The following is a 19013-nucleotide window of genomic DNA, read 5'->3' on the forward strand; positions in this document are numbered from 1 at the left end:
AAAGAATCGACTTCAGAAACAAAAACAGGCGGCAAAAATGCCRCCTGTTTTTGTTTCTGAAGTCGATTCTTTTCGACTAGACTTAATTTCCAAAGCGTTAATCCTTCAGTTCGAACCTTATCTACCCAATGCAATTAGCCGTTGGTGATGGATTAACCCTATTCTTTATTTTTTGGCTTATGCCTATCTATTTCAAAGGTGAATGCTGTGTCTAAACGTCGCGTCGTGATTACAGGCCTAGGACTAGTTACTCCAGTGGGTAACGATGTTGATTCTTCTTGGCAGTCTTTATTAGCCGGTAAAAGTGGTATCGCACCCATTACCAAATTTGATGCAACTGAATTCAGTACACGTTTCAGTGGCTCTGTTAAAGATTTTGACGTCGAGCAGTACTTATCTCGCAAAGATGCCCGTAAGATGGATTTATTCATTCAATATGGCATGGCTGCTGGTATTCAAGCTATGAATGATGCTGGTTTGGATATGGAAAAAGAAAACCCTGCACGTGTAGGTACCGCGATTGGTGCTGGTATGGGTGGCATGCCATTGATTGAGCAAAATCATGCAGCTTTATTAAAAAGCGGCCCTCGCAAAGTTTCTCCATTTTTTGTACCTAGTACCATTATTAATATGATTTCTGGTCATTTATCGATTAAGTACGGTATGACAGGACCTAACTTTGCTGTGACTACCGCGTGTACAACAGGCGTGCACAATATTGGTTTTGCTGCACGTACAATCGCTTATGGTGATGCAGATGTGATGGTTGCTGGCGGTGCAGAAGATGTGACTTGCCCTCTTGCTGTGGCAGGTTTTGGCTCTGCTAAAGCTTTATCAACTCGTAATGACGACCCAGCTGCTGCAAGTCGCCCATGGGATAAAGACCGTGACGGTTTTGTTATCGGCGACGGCGCTGGTGTGATGGTCATGGAAGAGTACGAACATGCAAAAGCCCGTGGTGCCAAGATTTATGCTGAATTGGTAGGCTTTGGTATGAGTGGTGATGCATTTCATATGACGTCACCTCCAGCAGATGGCGCAGGCGCTGCTGCAGCGATGGTGAATGCCATAAATGATGCTCAAATTGACAATGAAAAAGTGGGTTATATTAACGCACACGGTACTTCGACACCTGCGGGTGATAAAGCAGAAGCTGCGGCGGTTAAATCTGTATTCGGTGCTCATGCTTATGATTTATTAGTGAGTTCAACTAAGTCAATGACAGGACATTTGCTAGGCGCAGCAGGATCAGTAGAAGCCATTGTGACTATTTTGGCTTTACGAGATCAAATTGTACCTCCTACCATCAACTTAGATAACCCAGATGAAGGATGTGATTTAGATTTTGTTCCTCACAAAGCTAAAGCTCACTCTTTTGATTATGCGCTATGTAATTCATTTGGTTTTGGCGGCACAAATGGCTCGCTTTTGTTTAAGAAAGGCGATGTTTAAAAATTGCTCTAGCAATGTGTCTTAATACGTTGAAATTAGCATGTACATGAGTTTTACAAAGATTAAGCAGTAACTTAGGTTGCTGCTTTTTTTATGCTTAAATATTTGCACATTCAAATATTTAATTTAAAAATTTACTCAAGATTAAATTATCGATACTGCGATATATCGAAATTTAAATATATATTTACCAATGTAATGACTAATTTATTACAAAGCTGATTTTTTTAACGTTTTAGGCTTAAAAATATCGTAAACTGAGGCTAGATAAGTCATTGAGGAGGCTGTATGGCCGGTGTTGATAGAGAGATTACGTTACGTTTTTTGGCAGAACCTGCAGATGTGAATTTTGGCGGTAAGGTCCATGGCGGCGCAGTAATGAAGTGGATCGATTTAGCGGCATATGCTGGTGCAGCAGGGTGGAGCGGTAAATACTGTATTACCGTTTATGCTGGCGGTATTCGTTTTGTTAAGCCCATTCATGTGGGTAATATTGTTGAAGTGAGTGCCAAAGTTATTTATACCGGTACTTCTTCAATGCATTTAGGTATTGATGTTAAGGCTGGCGACCCTAAAGAGCCTGAGCGTCATTTAACGACACATTGTATTGTCATCATGGTTGCAGTTGATGATGATGGTAAGCCTACCTCAGTACCTGAGTGGATCCCTCAAACTGACGATGATATCCGTTTAAGAGATTCGGCACTGAGGTTAATGGATATGCGTAAGCGTATTGGCGCCGAAATGGAAGCGCATGTTAAACCTGCACTTTAAGTCACACCTGCACTTGAATGAGTAGAGTACGAATTTACAAAGCAGTTAATCGCATTTAATGAAGGCCAGCTGTTTTTAACCATTTTTAAGTATGAACAACGGGCCCTAAAATAATAAGAAGGAAATTATGGCGAAGGTAGCATTTATCGGACTTGGTGTGATGGGATACCCTATGGCTGGTCACCTTGTAAAACAAGGTCATCAAGTCACTGTTTTCAATCGCACCACTGCAAAAGCTGAACAATGGGCAACAGATTATCAAGGAGAGTTTGCGTTAACACCTGCATTAGCTGCACAAGGACAAGATATTGTCTTTACCTGTGTCGGAAATGATGATGACTTAAGACAAGTCATTCTTGGAGAAAACGGTGTTATCCACGGAATTAAATCCGGTGCGGTTCTAGTTGATCATACTACGGCATCCGCAGATGTTGCTCGTGAAGTTGCAGCAATACTCGCTGATAAAGACATTGAGTTTATGGATGCGCCTGTTTCAGGTGGTCAAGCTGGTGCTGAAAATGGTGTGTTGACCGTTATGATCGGCGGTAAAGAGAGTGTATTTAATCAAGTAAAGCCGGTTATTGAATCATACAGTCGCTGCGCTGAATTATTAGGTGATGTTGGCGCTGGTCAATTAACTAAAATGGTTAATCAAATATGCATTGCAGGTGTAGTGCAGGGCTTAGCTGAAGGACTACATTTTGCTAAAAGTGCAGGACTTGATGGCTTAAAGGTTGTTGAAGTGATCAGCAAAGGGGCTGCACAAAGCTGGCAAATGGAAAATCGCTATCAAACCATGTGGCAAGGTGAGTATGACTTTGGTTTTGCTATAGATTGGATGCGTAAAGATTTAGGTATCGCTTTAGAAGAAGGTCGCCGAAATGGTAGCCATTTGCCTGTGACCGCCTTAGTCGATCAATTCTACTCTGAAGTACAAGCAATGAAAGGTAATCGTTGGGATACCTCGAGTTTATTAGCGAGACTTGAAAAGAACCGTTAATTTGAAAGAAACGTTAACTTGAAAAATCGTTAACTTGAAAAAATCGTTAATAATACGGCTGTTAGATTAGCCTTACTTTTGCTATGAATTAAAAAAGCTCGTCACTTCAGTGACGAGCTTTTTTGTATTGAGTTATAGCTTTGAATACAGCCTGAATTCTTAGCTCAGATTTAACGTTAAACTAAAATTAGTATCTGAACTATATTTTCAATCCAATCATTAACTTATCAAGTTCTTCAGCCGTGCTATTTAGCTCATTACAACCTGAAACTGATAAGTTAGCCGCTTCTTCAACATTATGAGATTGGTTTCTAATCTCCATTAAATTTGAGGCAATTTCGTTAGCCACTGCTGACTGCTCTTCTGCTGACGTGGCAATTAACACACTCATTTCAAACACTTTGCCACTGTGATGGGCAATGCTTGCTAAATCTTCACCTGTTTTAAGTACATGTTTTTTGCCTTCTTCAGCTTGGTCAACCGTTCGTGACATGACTTGAGTAAGGTTTTGAGTGCCTGATTGTAAGGCTTCAATCATGGTTTTAATCTCAACGGTCGCTGATTGAGTACGTCCAGCAAGCGTTCTCACTTCGTCTGCAACAACAGCAAAACCGCGTCCTTGTTCACCCGCACGCGCAGCTTCAATAGCAGCGTTAAGTGCTAACAGGTTAGTTTGTTCTGAAATAGCATTAATAGTCGTGACCACCGCATCAATTTTACTGGCATTATCGTTTAATTCATTGACGGCATCTGAGGCGTCAGCAATTTCAGTTGACAGTAAATCAATGGCTTGCACTGTGGTTTCAATGTCGTTAGACCCTGCCGTAACTTGGTTGTTTGCTTCTTGAGTTTCAGCCGAAGAATGCTCTGCATTACGGGCGACTTCTTTTACTGCTGCTGTCATTTCTTCCATGGCTGTAGCCAGCGAGTCTAGATGTTGACGCTGGTTAACGGCGACGGTTTGACCATCTTCTGCTGTGGTTCTAAATGAGTGTACAACATGTCTAATTTGCTCTGTAGCTTGAGTCATTTGAACGACAAGCTTGTGCTGCCTTTCAACTAATTGATCAACACTAATAGCAAGCAAACTGAATTCATCGGGTACTTCAAAAAAGTTTAGTCGACTAGTTAAATCACCATCAGTTGCTCTACGTAGTGCCATAACAGTGGTATATAGCGCACCGCCGATGAAAGTTGAGATGTAATAAGAAAATAATAGAATAATCGCAATAACAATCACCATTAATAAATAGGCTAAATTATTGTCATCACTGGTTTTATCATCGATAGTTTGGTGTGTTATCAGGGTGCTGATAACGATATCGTGCGAATTGACATTACTAAAGACGTTAAAGCCTTGGTTGGTTTCTACGGAACCGCCTCCTTGACGTGCAATTTGTTGCGCTTGGCGAGAAAGCGTCTCAATATTCACAGCACGGCTTGAGCCATCTAAATCGGAAAGAAAGGCTTGCTTTTTATCCTCATCTAATAGATTTAATGCAACCTCAACAGCATGGTTATAGGTGTTATTAAGTAATACGGCTTCTTCAACTTCGGCTTCGGCTAAAGTGGTTTTAAAACTTGATGTTAACGTAAATGTAAGCAATAAAATCAATATAATAGGGACAATTGCTAGGATGGTGAACTTTGCTTTGATGGTTAACTTAATCAAATACTGATCAACCCACCTAAATTTTACTTCTTTCATTATCGCCTCATATTTTTATACTTGCTATAAGCTTATATCGGATATGAGTTGATAAACTTTAGATTGATTTGTATCAATCTTGGTGCAGTTTCAGTGTTAATCTCAAACCAAGTTAATTTCGTATAATCACTGAGTACGAGTGTTGAATAGCGTTTGAATATTTTATTGTTTTAATAAAAATAACTAAGATGAAGCTAACTCATGATAATGCAGGAGTTTACTGGCTTTAATTGCAATAAATGCTAGTAAAATTAGCCTAGGTCACGTAAAATCCCATCTTTTGTTTTAACCCCATGCTTTAGGTCTAATTTAACATTAATACCTAAACTAATATGTCGTCTGAACCTAGACGCCCAAACGCATTTGATATGCAAGAATGCAGTGGAAAATATAATGCAGCAGTTAACTGAGATCGTAGAACAAGCCTTAGAAGTAATCGCTAAGGCCAGTGATCTAAAGACATTGGATGATATCCGTGTCGACTACCTTGGTAAGAAAGGTAAGATCACTGACATGATGAAATTGATGGGTAGCTTAAGTCCAGCAGAAAAACCTGCCTTTGGACAAGCAGTCAACAAAGCTAAACAAGCGGTGCAGAAAGAACTTTCTGAGCGTATTGAAGGCTTAAAGTCTGCTGAATTAGAAGCACAACTCATCGCTGAACAAATTGATGTGACCCTACCAGGTCGTACAATTGAATTGGGTGGCTTACACCCAGTGACACGTACTATCGAACGTATTGAAACTTTCTTTGGTGAATTAGGCTTTTCTGTTAAGAACGGTCCTGAAATCGAAGATGATTTTCATAACTTTGATGCATTAAATATTTCAGAGCATCATCCGGCTCGTGCTGATCATGACACTTTCTATTTTAACCCTAAAGTGATGCTTCGTACGCAAACTTCAGGTGTTCAAATTCGTACTATGGAACACGAAAAACCGCCTTTACGCATTATTTCTCCAGGCCGTGTTTACCGTAATGATTACGATCAAACTCATACACCTATGTTCCACCAAGTGGAAGGGTTATTAGTTGACGAAAAAGTTAATTTTGCCGAGTTAAAAGGCATTTTGCATGACTTTTTACGTAACTTCTTCGAAGAAGATTTAGAAGTACGTTTCCGTCCATCTTACTTCCCATTTACTGAACCTTCGGCTGAAGTTGATGTGATGGGCAAAAATGGTAAGTGGCTAGAAGTGTTAGGTTGCGGCATGGTGCACCCTAATGTACTTCGCAGTGTCGGTATCGACCCTGAAAAATACTCTGGTTTTGCTTTTGGTATGGGTGTTGAGCGTCTAACAATGCTGCGTTATGGCGTGAATGACTTACGTTCCTTCTTCGAAAACGATTTACGTTTTCTTAAGCAATTCAAATAACGGAGCAATATAAAGATGAAATTCAGTGAATCTTGGCTTCGCGAGTGGGTTAACCCTTCAGTAAGTCGTGACGAGTTATCTCACCAAATTACTATGGCTGGTCTTGAAGTAGACGGCGTAGATCCTGTGGCGGGTGAATTTAGCGGTGTGGTTGTCGGTGAAGTGGTTGAATGTGGACAGCACCCAGACGCAGACAAATTACGTGTGACTAAAATCAATGTTGGCGCAGATGAGCTAATCGATATTGTTTGTGGTGCTCCAAATTGTCGTTTAGGCCTTAAAGTTGCCGTTGCTATGGTTGGCGCTGTCCTTCCTGGTGACTTTAAAATTAAGAAAGCCAAACTACGTGGTCAACCATCATTTGGCATGTTGTGTTCGTACGGTGAGCTAGGTATCGACATCGAAAGTGATGGCATTATCGAATTGCCAACTGACGCACCAATTGGTAAAGATGTTCGTGAATACCTTGACCTTAACGATGCGGTGATTGACGTTGATTTAACGGCAAACCGTGCGGATTGTTTAGGTATGGCAGGTCTTGCTCGTGAAGTCGGTGTATTAAACCGTGAAGCGGTAACTGAGCCAACTTGGGATGCAGTGACAGCAACAATCGACGATAAAGTTGCGATTAATGTTATCGATGCACAAGCATGTCCTCGTTACTTAGGTCGTGTGGTTAAAAACGTTAACCTTGCTGCGCCAACACCGCTATGGATGCAAGAAAAACTGCGCCGTAGTGGTATTCGCTCAATTGATCCAATCGTTGATATCACTAACTATGTATTAATTGAATACGGTCAGCCAATGCATGCATTTGACTTAGCTACCTTAACAGGTGCGATTCAGGTGCGTTTGAGCGATGGCGTTGAAAAGTTAACTTTATTAGACGGTAACGAAGTTACTGTGCCTGATGACACTTTAGTTATCGCTGATGACAGTGGTTCTATAGCGTTGGCTGGTGTGTTTGGCGGCGAAAAAACTGGTGTGACTGAGAAGACTCAAGACATCTTGTTAGAGTGTGCATTCTTTGCGCCTCTTGCGATTATGGGTAAGTCACGTCGTTTAGGCCTTCATACAGACGCATCACACCGTTTTGAGCGTGGTGTTGACCCTGAACTACAACATAAGGTCATGGATCGTGCGACTCGCCTTGTATTAGATATTTGTGGTGGCGAAGCCGGCCCAGTAGAAGAAGCTGTTACAGAAGCAAATTTACCTAAGCCAGTTAACTTAACCCTTCGTCGTAGCAAGCTAGATAAGATTTTAGGTCACCATATTCCAGATAGTGATGTGACTGAAATCCTCGAACGTTTAGGCTTCACTGTGACTGCCAATGCAGAAACATGGGACGTTGTGACTGCAACTTACCGTTTCGATATGGCGATTGAAGAAGATTTGATTGAAGAAGTGGCGCGTATTTATGGGTACAACAATATCCCAAACATCGCACCTGTAGCTTCGTTAACCATGTCTGACCATAAAGAAGCTGATATTTCGTTACGTAAAGTTCGCAATGTTCTCGTGGCTCGTGGTTTCCAAGAAGCTGTGACTTATAGCTTTGTTGATCCTAAGCAACAAAATCTGGTTCACCCTGATGCGCCTGCGATGATTTTACCGAATCCAATTTCGGTAGAAATGTCAGCTATGCGCCTTTCAATGTTCACTGGATTATTGACGTCAGTAGGATATAACCAAAGCCGTCAACAAGGTCGTGTACGTTTATTTGAGACTGGTTTACGCTTTGTACCTGATGCAAAAGCAGATTCTGGTGTTAGACAAGAAGCGATGATTGGTGCGGTGATTTCTGGTGTTCAAAATGATGAACATTGGTCAATGGATTCAAAAACTGTCGACTTCTTTGATTTAAAAGGTGATTTAGAATCAATTATCGGCTTGACAGTTTCAACTTCTGAATTTACTTTTAGAAGTGCAACACATTCAGCTCTTCATCCGGGGCAATGTGCTGAAATACTAAGAAATAATCAGGTCATTGGTATCATTGGTGCTGTCCATCCTAGTTTGGAGAAGCCTTTTGGACTAAATGGCAAAACAATTATTTTTGAGTTAGAACTGGACGCTTTACTGCATGCCAGTTTGCCGCTAGCCCAGACTGTATCTAAGTTTCCTGCAAATCGACGTGATATTGCTGTTGTTGTCGAAGAAGAAGTTTCTGCAACTAATGTTATGAATTTGATAAGAAAAGTTGGCGAAAATCAGTTGGTTGGCTTAAACTTGTTCGACGTATACCGAGGTAAAGGTGTTGAAGCAGGCAAAAAGAGCCTCGCAATAGCACTTACATTACAAGACATTACTCGTACGCTTGAAGAAAAAGACATAACTGAAACTGTTGATTCAGTTGTCTCTGCACTTAAGACCGAGTTCAACGCATCGTTGAGGGACTAAAAGTATGGCACTTACCAAAGCCGAAATGGCAGAACATCTTTTTGAAACGCTAGGCATTAACAAACGTGTTGCCAAAGAGATGGTTGAGTCTTTCTTTGAAGAAATTAGAGAAGCACTCGAAAGTGGTGAGCAGGTCAAGTTATCTGGCTTTGGAAACTTTGATCTGCGCGACAAGAATCAAAGACCGGGAAGGAACCCAAAAACTGGTGAAGATATTCCAATTTCAGCTCGACGTGTTGTGACGTTCCGTCCAGGGCAAAAGCTGAAAACTCGAGTCGAAGAATCAAACTCGGCTAAGAAATAGTTTCGCTTTATTAAAAAAGCCACTCAATTGAGTGGCTTTTTTGTTTTCTAAAATTAATTAATCACTACTCAGTGTGTGGGAGGAGTAAAAATATCGTGCTGTGAGTAGCAGAAAATTGTTATTATATGTCTTTGGCACCGCTATTCATTTCACTGCGCTGATGTAATTTTGAGGTTTCTTTTGGCTAGACAAGCAAAACATTTCGATCGTCGATTTACTCTTTCTTTGTTACACCCTAGATATTGGGGCACTTGGTTTGTCATTCTGATTTTATTCATTTTTGGCATTATGCCGGCTTGGCTACGCGACCCCATCTCAAGACTGCTTGCCAAACTTGTAATGTCGATAGCTAAAAAGCCAATTAATATTGCACGAATTAATATGGGTACTTGTTTCCCTGAAAAGTCGGAAGCAGAAATTGATGCCTTGATTAAAGACAATGTCGATATGTTTGTCCTAACATTAATGTCGCAAGCTGAGTTGTTATTGCGCTCTAATGAGCATATTAAACGTCGTGTCGCCATTGATGGTTTTGAGCATGTCGAAGCTGCAAGAGAGGCAGGGCAACCGATGATTTTCATCATGCCTCATGTTTGGCCGATAGATTATGCTGGGATCAGGCTTAATATCGAACTGCCGATGGTGACTATGGCTAAAGCTCACAGGAATGGCTTGTTTAACTGGTTCAGTAATCGGCTACGTAGTAGTCAAAACGGTCGAGTTTACATGCGAGAGGCGGGCATACGTGCTCTAATCAGCGAATTAAGACAAGATAATAGTTTCTTTTATCTACCAGATGAAGATTTAGGCCCTGAGCAAAGTGTGTTTGCGCCATTGCTTGGTACGGTAAAAGCCACTTTGCCAGTGGTTGGCCGTTTAGCTCAAGCAGGCAAAGCGCAAGTGTTGCCAGTTAAAATTGGTTATGATAAACAAGCACGACAGTTTAAGTTGACGATTATGCAAGCTGTTGCACCTGAAGACATGCAGGGTAAAGATAACGAAGCGATTGCACTTAACAAAATGGTTGAACAAGTTATCAATGCTTACCCTGAGCAATACATGTGGTTTTTAAAGTTTTTAAAAACTCGTCCAGCAGGTGAGCCTGAACTCTACTAAGTTCTGATGAATCAAATTGCTTAGATGGCAATGATAAAAAAGGCACTAAAGAGAATATCTTAGTGCCTTTTTATTTGGGTTTATTTCAATGCAGAATTACTCAGATAAATAATACCAACCTTGATTGATAAACTGAGTTAACAATATCATTAGAGCAGGTTGTTGACGCCAAGTTGATAAAATTGCTTGTTCAATAAAGTGCTCATTGGCAATTATAGTAACAGTGTCAGTATCGATACCATCGACACTGACAACCTCACCATTTACATACAATTGTGCTTGATTGTCAGCTTCTAATTGCAGAACTTTCAAACCACCAATGCGCTGGATATTGGCACCATCTTCAATGGCTTCAATAACTTCTGTTTCAGAAATAGCTTGTTCAAATGGGTTAAGGTCTAGTTCAAAGCGGTTTTGACTAAGAAGCTTGCCTAATACGGTTTGGTATTGAGTTGGATCCTGTGCGAGTTGTGATAACAACGCCATCATGCCTTGTTGATGCTGTTGGCTAACTTGGCCTTTATTGGCCACTTCTTCAGTAGACGTGAAACGTTGTTTGCCGAGGTTATTATCAATTAGTGAGTCAGCCAGTTCTGTTAATAGTTCTTGCTGACTAGGCGCTCTGAAACCAATTGAATAACTTAAAGCAAGGGTTAACGTTTCGCCGCAATGTGGGAAACCTGGCGGGATATAAAGCACATCGCCTTTGGTTAATACCACATCAATAATGGGTTCAAAGTCATCGACTAATGGGCTGTTTTTATCGCCACCTCGTTGTTGATGGTTGCCAATATCACCCACTTGCCAGCGACGTTCACCTTCGCCCTGAATGATAAACACATCGTAATTATCAATATGAGGCCCAACACCACCTTTAGGGGTTGCAAATGACACCATTAAATCGTCAAAACGCCAATCTGGTAAGAAACGAAATGCTTCAACTAATGGCTGTGACTCCGGGTACCAATGGTTAACGGCTTGAACTAACAGTTGCCAGCCATCTTCACCGTATTCATCAAAATCTTCGAAAGGTCCTTGAACCACATTCCAACCCTGAGATTGCGTTTGCACAATACGTGAAGAAATATCTTCCTCCATTGCTAAACCGGCAAGCTCATCGGCAGAAATAGGATCTTCAAATGCATTAAAAGCATTTTTAATGACAATCGGTTTTTTTTGCCAATATTCACGGGTGAATTTTGCAGTATCAAAATTTAATGTATACATAGTATTAAAAAAGGCGACAGCTCATACGAGGTGTCGCCATTCCTTATTTAGTGAGCAATACAGCTCTAAAGTGATTGTTGAATTACTTTAATTCGTCAACAAACGCTTCTGCACGGCCAATGTAGTTAGCTGGCGTCATTGTTTTAAGCTCAGCTTTTACACTGTCTGGAAGCGCTAAACCATCGATGAATAAAGCAAGTTGCTCACCATCAATGCGCTTACCACGGGTCAGCTCTTTTAATTTCTCATATGGCTTTTCAATACCATAACGACGCATAACTGTTTGTACTGGCTCAGCCAATACTTCCCAGTTTTTGTCTAATTCAGCAAGCAGGTTTTCTTGGTTAACTTCTAGTTTGCTGATGCCTTTCATTGTCGCTTGATAAGCAATCAATGAGTGAGCCATACCAACACCTAGGTTACGTAAAACCGTAGAATCCGTTAGATCACGTTGCCATCTTGAAACTGGTAACTTAGCGGCTAAATGCTGCATAAGTGCATTTGCAATGCCCAAGTTACCTTCAGAGTTTTCGAAATCAATTGGGTTTACTTTATGCGGCATGGTAGAAGAACCAATTTCGCCAGCAATAGTACGTTGCTTGAAGTGACCCATTGCAATGTAACCCCAAATATCACGATCGAAATCGATTAGGATGGTGTTAAAACGTGCTACAGCATCAAAAAGTTCGGCAATGTAATCATGCGGTTCAATTTGAGTCGTGTAAGGGTTCCAGTTAATGCCAAGACTTGTCACAAAACGTTGTGACAACTCATGCCAGTTAACTTCAGGGTAAGCTGAGATGTGTGCATTATAGTTACCTACTGCACCATTGATTTTACCCATGATTTCAACTGCGTTGATTTGGTTTAGTTGACGTTCTAAACGCACAGCAACGTTAGCCATCTCTTTACCTAAGGTCGTTGGTGAAGCTGGTTGACCGTGAGTACGAGACATTAGCGGTACTGACTTGTTATCAGCTGCTAATTTTTTAATAGCATCAACAATTTCTAAGCACTGTGGTGCTAACACTAATTCACGCGCTTCTTTAAGCATTAGTGCGTGAGACAAGTTGTTAATGTCTTCTGAAGTACAAGCAAAGTGAACAAATTCGTCAATAGCCACTAATTCAGCGTTATCAGCAATTTGTTCTTTAATGAAATATTCAACCGCTTTAACGTCGTGGTTGGTGGTTCTTTCAATTGTTTTAACGCGTAATGCGTCTTCTTCGCTGAAGTTATCCTTGATGCTATCCAGTAAAATTAATGCTTCTTCACTGAATGGCGGAACTTCTTCAATCTCTGGGCAGCTTGAAAGTAGTTTTAACCAGTTAATTTCAACTTGAACACGGTATTTAGTTAAACCGAATTCGCTGAAAATGCCTCGTAAAGAGGTGGTTTTGCTACCATAACGACCGTCTATCGGAGAGATAGCAGTCAGTGCAGAAAGATCCATTTGAAGCTCCTTGATGAACTTTTGTTGTAGGGTGATACGATTAATTATTTTTACGGCTGCTAATAGCAGTATCCACAATGGCTTTACGAGCAAAAACCAGATGACGACGTTTGCCACCTAATTGACGCCATAAAACAGCACTGCGCATAGCTGATAAAAGTAAAGCACGGATTTTTTGTTGTACTTGCGGTTGTTGCAAGCAAGCTGGATTACCAGAAATTTGTAGTTTAGGGCCAAGTTCACTGATCACATCGCTGTAGATGCTCGCTAAACTCGCAACGATTTGCTCATCAGTAATGGCAAAATGATGCAGCTGTCGGTGAACTTGGTTAATACGCTCGGCTAACATGCCTAGACCATTGGCCGAACGTGCCAGTTTGCGTTCTAGTGCTAACATGCCAACTAAATAACGTGTTGTTTCAACGTCTTTGCTATTACCATCACCTAATTGATTTTCAATTAGCTGGTAGCCCCTATTGAGCGCTTGTTTATCTTGATAGATATCAGAAATTGAATCTGGCTCTGTCACCATAATAGTGTTTAAACTTGCCGCCATGGCTGCTTCGTCTGACTCCCCATGACGGGCGAGGTGTTGAACTTGAGCAATAGCTTGTAAAATACCTGCGAACGCCATTGTGCGTTCAAATAATACTTGGCTCACGCGCTATCCTCTAATTAACGTATCGATAATGCCGCCGCCTAAACAGACTTCACCATCATAGAAAACCGCTGATTGACCTGGTGTTACCGCGGCAACTGGCTCATCAAACATCACTTTAATGTTGTCTTCGCCTTCTGTTGTGACAGTACATTTAACATCTTGTTGGCGGTAGCGAGTTTTAACAGTAATGGTTGCTGGCGAACTAGGGCCCTTTCGGTCAACCCAGTGCAATTGGCTCACAAGCATGCCATGTGACATTAGGCGAGGGTGGTTACCGCCTTGAGCTACAATGAGAACATTACGTAATAAATCTTTCTCAACCACATACCAAGGGTTGTCATTACTATTTTTTAAGCCGCCAATCCCTAAACCTTTACGCTGACCTAGCGTGTGATACATCAAACCTTGGTGAGTACCAATCACTTCACCTTCAGCGGTTTCAATATCACCTGGTTGAGCGGGTAGGTAAGTGCCTAAGAAATCAGTGAATTTGCGTTCACCAATAAAGCAAATACCTGTGCTGTCTTTTTTGTCGTGGGTGATTAGACCCATTTCTTTAGCGATATCGCGTACTTGGAATTTTTCTAATTCGCCAACTGGGAATAAGCTCTTAGCAACTTGTTTGTCGCTTAATGTATAAAGAAAATAGCTTTGGTCTTTATTGCCATCAATACCACGTAGCATTTGAGTGGTGCCATCTTCGTTGTCGCGGCGACGAACATAATGGCCCATAGCGATATAGTCAGCATCTAGAATTTCATCAGCGAATTCTAAAAATGCTTTGAATTTGATTTCTTTGTTGCACATGATGTCTGGGTTTGGTGTACGACCCGCTTTGTATTCTTCAAGGAAATGCTCAAATACATTGTCCCAATACTCTGAAGCGAAGTTAACCGTATGCAATTTTATGCCGAGTTTGTCACAGACTGCTTGTGCGTCTTTTAAATCTTCAGCTGCAAGACAATATTCATCCGTATCATCTTCTTCCCAGTTCTTCATAAATAATCCTTCAACCTGATAGCCTTGCTGCATAAGCAGATATGCTGAAACTGAAGAATCTACACCGCCGGACATGCCTACGATGACTTTATTACCATTTGAATTGGGATTGATTGATGTCATAAAACCTAAAAACCAGTGAATTTACGGATACAAGAGATGATCATGTGGTCGGCGTCAGTGCTTTTCAAGTCACTAGATAATTGCCACCCAATATTGATGTGTAAATCGATGTTTAAAATTAACCTTAAAAATCGATGAAAAACATCACGAAAATCTCAAAAATGTGCGGCGCATATTCTATCATGCATTGTTGTTGTCGGCTATCATCTGCAGGTCACTATTGATCAGTGATAATGGGCTGTGAGCTTTATGTAAATAGTCCTCGATGCATTTAATCACCAAAGGGCTTCTAAGTTGATGTTTACGAGACTTTATTTCATCTAAAGTAAACCAGTGACAAGCTTTAATCGCTTCATCTAAAGGCTGGCAATCTATCAGGTTTTCAGACTCAGCTGCGAAGGTAAACCGTACAAAAGCCAGTTGCTCATCTGCGCTGAATTGATAGATACCAATCAAGCCTACTAATTCTATGTCTAATCCAGTCTCTTCATTAACTTCTCGTTTACAAGCCTGTGGAATTGTTTCTAGTGCCTCAATATGCCCTGCAGGTTGGTTAAAGCAAACTTGTCCATCAATGATTTCTTCAACTAATAAAAACTTCTGTTGGCAATGGATTACGCAAGCCACAGTGGTATTGGGTTTGTAGCGTTGCTGAGTCATTGAGTTATCCTATTTTAGCGGTAAGTAGCTAATGATAATGTCGAGTGTAATTCCTAATTACAAACACGCTGAAGCACATTGGCATCAATCTAATAAATCGAAATTTTACTGAGCAATCGTCTTGTACTGGCCATTTTCAATGTCATCTAAACTCCATTGACCTATTTTATAGCGAATTAATCTTAAAGTCGGATGGCCAATGTGCGCTGTCATTCTTCTAACTTGTCGGTTTCTACCTTCACAGATTTGGATTTCTAACCAAGTGGTAGGAATAGATTTTCGTTCACGTACTGGTGGAGTTCTGTCCCAGACTTTGGGCTCATCCATAATGGTAACTTTAGCAGGAAGAGTCATTCCGTCTTTTAATTCAACGCCTTGGCACAAATTCTTTATCGCTTGTTCACTCGGAACTCCTTCGACTTGAGCCCAGTAGGTTTTAAAAGTTTTCTTTTTTGGCTGGGTAATTTGAGCTTGGAGCTTACCGTCATTAGTGAGTAACAATAATCCTTCGCTGTCTCTATCGAGTCTGCCTGCAGCATAAACATCTTTGACCGGAATAAAATCTTTTAAGGTTTGTCTTCCTGACTCATCAGTAAATTGACATAACACATCAAACGGTTTGTTAAATAACACTATTATTGGATTTTCCACCGCTTTTTTTACAGGGCGTTTTGCCATTTTTCTGTTATTGTTGGCTGGCTTTTTGGTTGTTCTGGCAAATGCCGGTTTAGTACTAAATCGTTTTGCTTTGTCATTTGCTGGCATACATAAGCCTTTTTATGGGCGAAATTGAATTATTTTGCATAGTTTACTTGGCATTGGGCCTTAGTGGAATTTGAATCTGCGAGATAATGATCTATGATGTTGGCCTAAAAAATGTGATCTGTGCCCACTTTTGTTACCACAGCCACAGTTTATTTTTCTATTTTCATATGGATTTGTGCCGCATATAAATAGACTTCGACAACAAGATTGAAGCTATTTTAGGTAGTTACTTATTACAATAATAATTTATAAAAACTTTTTATTTCAATAATGTAGGAAAAAGCATGAAAGATAACTCTCCAACGATCATTTATACTGAAACTGATGAAGCGCCAGCATTAGCTACGCTTTCATTACTCCCTATCATCCGCACATTTACCAATGCAGCTGGTGTAAAAGTTGAGACCCGAGATATATCTTTATCAGGCCGTGTAATTGCAAACTTTCCTGAAAAGTTAACTGCTGAACAGAAAATCTCTGATGCATTAACTGAATTAGGTGAGATGGCTGGGACTCCTGAAGCCAATATTATTAAGTTACCTAATATCAGTGCGTCAATTCCTCAATTGAAAGCCTGTATTGCAGAGCTTCAAGCTAAAGGTTACGACATTCCTAATTACCCGGATGAGCCTGCAACAGATGCTGAGCGTGAAGCTCAAAGCCGTTATGATAAAATTAAAGGTAGTGCAGTAAACCCTGTATTACGTGAAGGTAACTCAGATCGTCGTGCACCGACATCTGTTAAAAACTACGCCAAGAAAAATCCGCACTCAATGGGTAAATGGGCAAGTGATTCTCAGTCTCATGTTGCACATATGAGCGAAGGTGACTTTTACGGTAGCGAGCAATCAGTAACAGTATCTGATGCCGACACGGTAAATATCGTACTGACTCAAGCTGACGGCCAAGAAGTTTCCCTTAAGCATGGTCTACCTTTGCTTGCGGGTGAAATCATTGATACTGCTGTAATGAGCAACAAAGCATTACAAGCATTCTATGAACGTGAAATTGAAGCGGCTAAATCTGAAGATGTTTTATTATCTCTTCACTTAAAAGCGACCATGATGAAAGTGTCTGATCCAATTCTATTTGGTCATGCAGTTAAAGTATTCTTCAAAGACGTCTTTACTAAGCATCAAGCATTATTTGATGAATTAGGTGTTGATGTTAACAATGGTTTTGGCGATGTGTACGCTAAAATTGCAGGTTTACCAGAAGCTAAGCGCACAGAAATCGAAGCTGATATCGCCGCTGTTTATGCTAAACGTCCTGCACTTGCTATGGTTGATTCTGACAAAGGTATCACAAACTTGCATGTACCTAGCGACATCATTATTGATGCGTCTATGCCAGCTGCAATTCGCTCATCAGGTAAAATGTGGGGACCAGATGGTCAACTAAAAGACACGAAAGCAATGATCCCAGATCGTTGTTACGCTGGTGTTTATCAAGAAACCATTTCTTTCTGTAAAGAAAATGGCGCATTTAATCCAACGACCATGGGCAGTGTGCCAAACGTTGGTTTAATGGCGCAAAAAGCGGAAGAATACGGTAGCCATGATAAAACATTTGAAATAGCATCAGCTGGTGTTGTTAAGGTGATCAATAGCGCGGGTGATGTGCTAATGAGCCACAATGTCGAAGTGGGTGACATCTTCAGAATGTGCCAAGTTAAAGATGCGCCTATCCGTGACTGGGTTAAACTAGCGGTTAATCGTTCTCGTTTAAGCAACACTCCAGCAATTTTCTGGTTAGATAGCAACCGTGCTCATGATGCGCAATTGATTGCTAAAGTTGATCTTTATTTGAAAGATCATGATACAGACGGCCTTGACTTACAGATCCTAGCGCCTGTTGAAGCGACTCGTGCGACACTTAAACGTGTTCATGAAGGTCTAGATACTATTTCAGTCACTGGTAACGTATTACGTGATTACTTAACTGACTTGTTCCCAATTCTTGAACTAGGCACAAGTGCGAAAATGCTTTCAATTGTTCCGTTAATGAATGGCGGTGGACTATTTGAAACGGGTGCAGGTGGTAGTGCGCCTAAGCATGTTCAACAAGTTGAAAAAGAAGGGCACTTACGTTGGGATTCATTAGGTGAGTTTTTAGCGTTAGCAGCCTCTTTAGAACATTTAAGCCAAACTCAGAATAACCCGAAGGCACAAGTATTAGCGGATACGCTTGATACTGCAATTGGACAGTTCTTAGATAGCAACAAGTCTCCTTCACGCCGTGTTGGTGAACTTGATAACCGTGGTAGCCACTTCTACTTAGCTATGTACTGGGCTCAAGCTTTATCAGTTCAAACGGTTGATACTTCTTTTGCTGCTGAATTTGCTGCATTAGCTGAGTCGTTAACCACTAACGAAGCGGCGATTGTTGCTGAACTGAATGATTCACAAGGCCCAGCTGTCGATTTAGGTGGTTACTTCCGTTTAGATGCAGCAAAAGCTGAAACTGCGATGCGCCCAAGCGCACTATTGAATTCGTTTATTACAGCATAAGGCTTTAGTAAAGAGTCAAACCTCAATATAAAAACAGAGACAATCGTCTCTGTTTTTTTGTTTTTGGTGCAAATAAAATTTTTACGATGAAAATTTGTGTAAGTAAATTTGTCATCAACACCTAACCTTGAGTGTTTTTTAGGCAAACAAATTACTATTTACATTAATTTTGATAAATAAAAAAGGCAGAGATTAAAATCTCTGCCTTTTTGTTTTATAGTTTCACCGACTATTTAGTTGGTGAAATGGCTGAAGCATGCATCCCTTTAGGGCCCTGCTCAGTTTCGAAATCTACAGGTTGGCCCGCTTTTAGCGTTCTGTAACCTTCCATTTCGATTGTTGAATAATGTGCAAATACATCTTCGCCACCCTGATCTGGGCAAATAAACCCGAATCCTTTGGCGTTGTTGAACCATTTAACAGTTCCGCTTGCCATACTTCCACTTCCTTCTGTTGTCTACTTACCAGTAAGATAGTAAAA

16 protein-coding genes are annotated in these 19013 nt (G+C 40.8%); 8 read left to right on the forward strand and 8 right to left on the reverse strand.

Annotated features, from left to right (window positions below; translation table 11 throughout):
- The first annotated feature begins 207 nt into the window (after positions 1-207).
- From fabF to FNZ24_RS12855, 3 genes are all read left to right on the forward strand, one after another.
- Positions 208-1452, forward strand: coding sequence for a beta-ketoacyl-ACP synthase II (gene fabF, locus FNZ24_RS12845; protein WP_153914892.1), 1245 nt, complete (start codon positions 208-210; stop codon positions 1450-1452).
- 288 nt (positions 1453-1740) lie between these two features.
- Entirely contained in the window at positions 1741-2226 is a 486-nt protein-coding gene (locus tag FNZ24_RS12850) for an acyl-CoA thioesterase (protein ID WP_153914894.1), read from the forward strand.
- A gap of 127 nt (positions 2227-2353) precedes the next feature.
- Positions 2354-3226 (forward strand): NAD(P)-dependent oxidoreductase, encoded by an 873-nt coding sequence (locus FNZ24_RS12855; RefSeq protein ID WP_153914896.1) that lies wholly within the window; start codon positions 2354-2356, stop codon positions 3224-3226.
- Between the two features lie 199 nt (positions 3227-3425).
- Here the strand turns inward: FNZ24_RS12855 and FNZ24_RS12860 are convergent, their stop codons facing one another.
- Entirely contained in the window at positions 3426-4934 is a 1509-nt protein-coding gene (locus FNZ24_RS12860; protein WP_153914898.1) for a methyl-accepting chemotaxis protein, read from the reverse strand.
- Positions 4935-5327: 393 nt separating this feature from the next.
- Between FNZ24_RS12860 and pheS the strand changes: the two genes are divergently transcribed.
- The 4 genes from pheS (at position 5328) to lpxM (ending at position 10134) form a co-directional block, all read left to right on the forward strand.
- Positions 5328-6311 carry a phenylalanine--tRNA ligase subunit alpha gene (gene pheS, locus FNZ24_RS12865; protein ID WP_153914900.1) on the forward strand — a complete coding sequence of 328 codons (984 nt, stop codon included), beginning with the start codon at positions 5328-5330 and terminating at the stop codon, positions 6309-6311.
- Between the two features lie 15 nt (positions 6312-6326).
- Positions 6327-8714 (forward strand): phenylalanine--tRNA ligase subunit beta, encoded by a 2388-nt coding sequence (gene pheT / locus FNZ24_RS12870; RefSeq protein WP_153914902.1) that lies wholly within the window; start codon positions 6327-6329, stop codon positions 8712-8714.
- A 4-nt stretch (positions 8715-8718) separates the two neighbouring features.
- Complete coding sequence (gene ihfA, locus FNZ24_RS12875) at positions 8719-9018, forward strand: integration host factor subunit alpha (protein WP_055024430.1); 300 nt, start codon at positions 8719-8721, stop codon at positions 9016-9018.
- Between the two features lie 180 nt (positions 9019-9198).
- Positions 9199-10134, forward strand: a complete 936-nt coding sequence (gene lpxM / locus FNZ24_RS12880; protein WP_153914904.1) for a lauroyl-Kdo(2)-lipid IV(A) myristoyltransferase — start codon at positions 9199-9201, stop codon at positions 10132-10134.
- Between the two features lie 96 nt (positions 10135-10230).
- Here the strand turns inward: lpxM and FNZ24_RS12885 are convergent, their stop codons facing one another.
- The 6 genes from FNZ24_RS12885 to FNZ24_RS12910 all read right to left on the reverse strand — a co-directional run bounded on the left by FNZ24_RS12885 (position 10231) and on the right by FNZ24_RS12910 (position 16022).
- Positions 10231-11361: a cupin domain-containing protein gene (locus tag FNZ24_RS12885; protein ID WP_153914906.1), complete on the reverse strand. Its 1131-nt coding sequence runs from the start codon at positions 11359-11361 to the stop codon at positions 10231-10233.
- An 82-nt stretch (positions 11362-11443) separates the two neighbouring features.
- A complete protein-coding gene (gene purB / locus FNZ24_RS12890) occupies positions 11444-12814 on the reverse strand; it encodes an adenylosuccinate lyase (protein ID WP_153914908.1) in 1371 nt (456 codons plus the stop codon).
- A 40-nt stretch (positions 12815-12854) separates the two neighbouring features.
- Entirely contained in the window at positions 12855-13475 is a 621-nt protein-coding gene (gene hflD, locus FNZ24_RS12895; protein WP_153914910.1) for a high frequency lysogenization protein HflD, read from the reverse strand.
- Between the two features lie 3 nt (positions 13476-13478).
- Positions 13479-14597 (reverse strand): tRNA 2-thiouridine(34) synthase MnmA, encoded by a 1119-nt coding sequence (gene mnmA / locus FNZ24_RS12900; protein ID WP_153914912.1) that lies wholly within the window; start codon positions 14595-14597, stop codon positions 13479-13481.
- Positions 14598-14777: 180 nt separating this feature from the next.
- On the reverse strand, positions 14778-15257 hold the full coding sequence (locus FNZ24_RS12905; protein WP_153914914.1) for an NUDIX hydrolase: 480 nt from the start codon (positions 15255-15257) through the stop codon (positions 14778-14780).
- A 105-nt stretch (positions 15258-15362) separates the two neighbouring features.
- Complete coding sequence (locus FNZ24_RS12910; RefSeq protein WP_153914916.1) at positions 15363-16022, reverse strand: rRNA large subunit pseudouridine synthase E; 660 nt, start codon at positions 16020-16022, stop codon at positions 15363-15365.
- 284 nt (positions 16023-16306) lie between these two features.
- Here FNZ24_RS12910 and FNZ24_RS12915 point away from each other — a divergent pair, with 284 nt between their 5' ends.
- Positions 16307-18532, forward strand: a complete 2226-nt coding sequence (locus FNZ24_RS12915) for an NADP-dependent isocitrate dehydrogenase (protein ID WP_153914918.1) — start codon at positions 16307-16309, stop codon at positions 18530-18532.
- Positions 18533-18761: 229 nt separating this feature from the next.
- On the opposite strand, the gene cspD is transcribed toward FNZ24_RS12915, so the two are convergent.
- Positions 18762-18968, reverse strand: a complete 207-nt coding sequence (gene cspD, locus FNZ24_RS12920; RefSeq protein WP_055024439.1) for a cold shock domain-containing protein CspD — start codon at positions 18966-18968, stop codon at positions 18762-18764.
- Positions 18969-19013 lie beyond the last annotated feature (45 nt).

Origin of the sequence: Shewanella sp. TC10 (assembly GCF_009663145.1) — a bacterium.
Taxonomy (GTDB): domain Bacteria; phylum Pseudomonadota; class Gammaproteobacteria; order Enterobacterales; family Shewanellaceae; genus Shewanella.

Bases quoted from the DNA above. Each gene is read 5' to 3' on its own strand.
- FNZ24_RS12850 (WP_153914894.1), top strand. From the start codon at position 1,741: ATGGCCGGTGTTGATAGAGAGATTACGTTACGTTTTTTGGCAGAACCT.
- FNZ24_RS12855 (WP_153914896.1), top strand. From the start codon at position 2,354: ATGGCGAAGGTAGCATTTATCGGACTTGGTGTGATGGGATACCCTATG.
- FNZ24_RS12860 (WP_153914898.1), bottom strand. From the start codon at position 4,934: ATGAAAGAAGTAAAATTTAGGTGGGTTGATCAGTATTTGATTAAGTTA.
- pheS (WP_153914900.1), top strand. From the start codon at position 5,328: ATGCAGCAGTTAACTGAGATCGTAGAACAAGCCTTAGAAGTAATCGCT.
- pheT (WP_153914902.1), top strand. From the start codon at position 6,327: ATGAAATTCAGTGAATCTTGGCTTCGCGAGTGGGTTAACCCTTCAGTA.
- ihfA (WP_055024430.1), top strand. From the start codon at position 8,719: ATGGCACTTACCAAAGCCGAAATGGCAGAACATCTTTTTGAAACGCTA.
- FNZ24_RS12885 (WP_153914906.1), bottom strand. From the start codon at position 11,361: ATGTATACATTAAATTTTGATACTGCAAAATTCACCCGTGAATATTGG.
- purB (WP_153914908.1), bottom strand. From the start codon at position 12,814: ATGGATCTTTCTGCACTGACTGCTATCTCTCCGATAGACGGTCGTTAT.
- mnmA (WP_153914912.1), bottom strand. From the start codon at position 14,597: ATGACATCAATCAATCCCAATTCAAATGGTAATAAAGTCATCGTAGGC.
- FNZ24_RS12905 (WP_153914914.1), bottom strand. From the start codon at position 15,257: ATGACTCAGCAACGCTACAAACCCAATACCACTGTGGCTTGCGTAATC.
- FNZ24_RS12910 (WP_153914916.1), bottom strand. From the start codon at position 16,022: ATGCCAGCAAATGACAAAGCAAAACGATTTAGTACTAAACCGGCATTT.
- FNZ24_RS12915 (WP_153914918.1), top strand. From the start codon at position 16,307: ATGAAAGATAACTCTCCAACGATCATTTATACTGAAACTGATGAAGCG.
- cspD (WP_055024439.1), bottom strand. From the start codon at position 18,968: ATGGCAAGCGGAACTGTTAAATGGTTCAACAACGCCAAAGGATTCGGG.